Below are 3,048 nucleotides of genomic sequence, written 5' to 3'. Positions count from 1 at the left end.
TTACCGTATTTATTAGACAAATAAGCAATAGCATCATTTTTATAATCTTCCCAAATATCTTTATTGTCTTTATTTAAACTTACAACCCCAGCCAATAAAATATTAGCATCAGATCGGAGTTTTTTTTCTTTTCCGTTTTTATCCGTTATTTTTGTATTGTCGTGATATTCATAAGCGAGTTTTTCTACTTCATCCAAACCTACACCAAAAAGCAAAATAGGATCTTTCGGGTTTTCAACATGCGGACAATTTCCGTTTTCCCTTTTTGCCTCTGCAATTATTTCACGAACCGATCTACCTTTTGTTTCTTTTTTATATTTATCATTCGATCCGTTATTTTTTGTTTTTTTAGATACAACCCTTCCATAATCTTCAATATGTATAAACTGATAAGACATAATATTCACCTCTTTTTTTATCGTTATATTTAAATAATAAATCCGCAGTTTTAAAAGTCAAATAATATACATAGGGACCGACTATGTTTATTCTTCGAATAAACAGCGGCCCCTACGGGGAAGGTCAAAATCAAAGGCATAAAAAAAGCACCTTCGCGGTGCCTTTTTTACTAATCCTCAAGTTTTCTTTTATAGTTTTTATCTTTTTTAAACCAGTTGTAGTTTAGTATTCTTAGCTCTTTATCTGTATCTTCTTCTTCACTTAACAGCAATAAATCTTTCTCGGAAGTATCTTCCTTAAATAGATCTTTCAATACTCCACCAGTTGATACAAACCTCAACTTATGGACTTGCCTTGTCAGTTCGTGGAACCATTCGGGATCTTTCACCATATCAGAAGGCTTCACAGCATACTTCAAGGTTTCAGCCGCAGCCTCAGCTATGGCTGATTTGTTGGCTTCGCCGTTCAGCTTTGCCTTGACCATACGAATGTCTGTTATAGGTGTATAGGAAACACCTAAACAGTCTCTCCACAATTCAGCCCAATCAGTAGTTTTCAAATAACCATATTTAAAATAACTCGGCTTCATTAAAAGCAATATGTGAAAATGCGGATGAGCTTTTCCATCTTTCGATCTTGTTATTTCAGTTGTCTTCACAAAACCCAAGTTATAGTTTTTGAAATGCTTTCTTTGTATCATTTTTATAAATGATTTATTCATCCATTGGATTTTTTCTCTTACTTCACTGACATCACAATTTTCAACGGTCAATGTTAAAAACATCCAACGAGCACTTTTAAACTGTTTTTCTATATCCGGTAAAGCCTTATAAAATCTTGCTTTCCACATCAGGCTTTTCCTCCATTGACAAACAGGGCAATGTCTTACTCGGCAAAATCTTGCCGATTTAAGTTTAATACCTATTTCACCCGTTTCACGATTTAACATTTCAGAATATTGTAAATGACCAGAACATTCGTTCATTCTTTCAAAGTATCTTTCAAACTCGAACGATTGTTTATATATATCAGCAACAAGATCACAATCGTGTCTATGTATATCCCACGGTTTATCTTTTTCAGATCTATCACTTAATTTTTCATACTTGACTTTTATTTTTTTATTATCTATTCTCTCCATAGATATACCGATCCCCGTATTATAGTTTTTGACTTCGACACTCAAAACTTAACACGGGGATTTTTTTTGTCAATCATTCGACATAAAACACCTGCTCCAACACCACGGAAACCCTTACGGGACAAGGCTTCAAGCCACTTTTAAGCACCGTTTTTCAAATCCACGTTATCCCTATTGTATCAAGTAAAGGAAAATCCGCCCCTCCGGGTTGATTTTTAACCCCAAAAACCAACACCAAAAACCACGATCTGGAAGTTCCTTCCATCCATCCGGCCAAGACGGTTTTAGACCGTCAGAAAGGCCGCTAGAAGCTTCTGTAACGAGTTTTACGGGGTTCTGCCCTGTATGGGTCACCAAACAAACCGTATCCCCATACAGACCCATACAAGGGCATTAACTGCAGTCTATCAGGTTGAAGCCTCACTTCGTTCTGCTCCAACCATAACAAGGGTATTTTTATGGTGTGTAGTCAATAACAATTTCGGAACCCCAGAGGGGACCCCCCGAAATTCTTTTTGACTATTTAGGCTTAATAGTCGTTTTAGGTTTTATTTTTTCAAGAAAATCAGAAAAACGATCACCATAATATTTTTTCACACGAGTAAAAAACTCCTGATATTTTTCAAGTTGTTTTTTATTTTCAGTGTTTTCTGTTTTTAGGTTTTGGTTTTCGGTTTTAAGAGTGTTGTTTTCTTCCAGAAGAGGTTTTTTCTGTTCTTCGAGTGTTTCATTAAATGATTTATTCAAATCCTCATATTTTGTTTTATATTCCTTTAAAGACTGATTTTCATTTAATGTAAAATATAGACTCCTTGAAGTTGCCTTATTCTTTTTATATTCTTCAGAAAGTTTATTTTCATATTCAGAACTGATTTCTTCCTTAACCTCATCAACTTTCTTTTTGTAATGGTTTTTTCTTCTACTCAACTTCTTATAGTCTGCTTTAAGTGCTGTAAACTCACTGTTTTTAAAGGAAATGGCGATTTTTGTTTTTCCCCACCAAGACGATTTTTCAAATTGATCAACGGCAAAACTATAACCCTGTTTCTTTCCTGTTTCTGTTGCTTTTAACTTTACTTGATCAAGCAATGAAACCTCACGAGATTGTTTAAAGTAATCACTACGGCTCAATCTGGCCCTTTTAGGACCATCTTTCGTTAAACCATAGTTAGAACTTACAACTTTAAAAAAATCCTCTTGAAAGTCTCTCATAGCATTTAAATAAGCAATATTTTGATCGTGTTTCTTTTTGTCCTTATTTTCATACAATGCTTTTTTACCATCGTGTATTAAATCAAATTTCAGTCCGGGTTTTTGTATTATATAAAAATGGAAGTGTGGATTTTCCTCGTCGGTGTGTTCTATTACAGAAACTAACTTTTTACCGTATTTATTAGACAAATAAGCAATAGCATCATTTTTATAATCTTCCCAAATATCTTTATTGTCTTTATTTAAACTTACAACCCCAGCCAATAAAATATTAGCATCAGATCGGAGTTTTTTTT

The 3,048-nt window shown here is 34.1% G+C and carries 2 protein-coding genes and 1 pseudogene; all 3 read right to left on the bottom strand.

The window, feature by feature from the left end:
• Positions 1 to 398, bottom strand: a 398-nt coding sequence (locus IE151_RS17540; RefSeq protein ID WP_210310918.1) for a plasmid recombination protein, incomplete at its 3' end; no start/stop codon positions are given.
• Positions 399 to 568: 170 nt separating this feature from the next.
• Positions 569 to 1,540 (bottom strand): protein rep, encoded by a 972-nt coding sequence (locus IE151_RS17535; protein ID WP_045912058.1) that lies wholly within the window; start codon positions 1,538 to 1,540, stop codon positions 569 to 571.
• Between the two features lie 519 nt (positions 1,541 to 2,059).
• Positions 2,060 to 3,048: pseudogene (locus tag IE151_RS17530) on the bottom strand (hypothetical protein); the annotation flags it as partial.

Origin of the sequence: Limoniibacter endophyticus (genome assembly GCF_014652835.1) — a bacterium.
In the GTDB taxonomy this organism is placed as follows: Bacteria; Pseudomonadota; Alphaproteobacteria; order Rhizobiales; family Rhizobiaceae; genus Limoniibacter; species Limoniibacter endophyticus.
This window is presented reverse-complemented; position numbering and strand designations above follow the sequence as displayed.

Bases quoted from the DNA above. Each gene is read 5' to 3' on its own strand.
- IE151_RS17535 (WP_045912058.1), bottom strand. From the start codon at position 1,540: ATGGAGAGAATAGATAATAAAAAAATAAAAGTCAAGTATGAAAAATTA.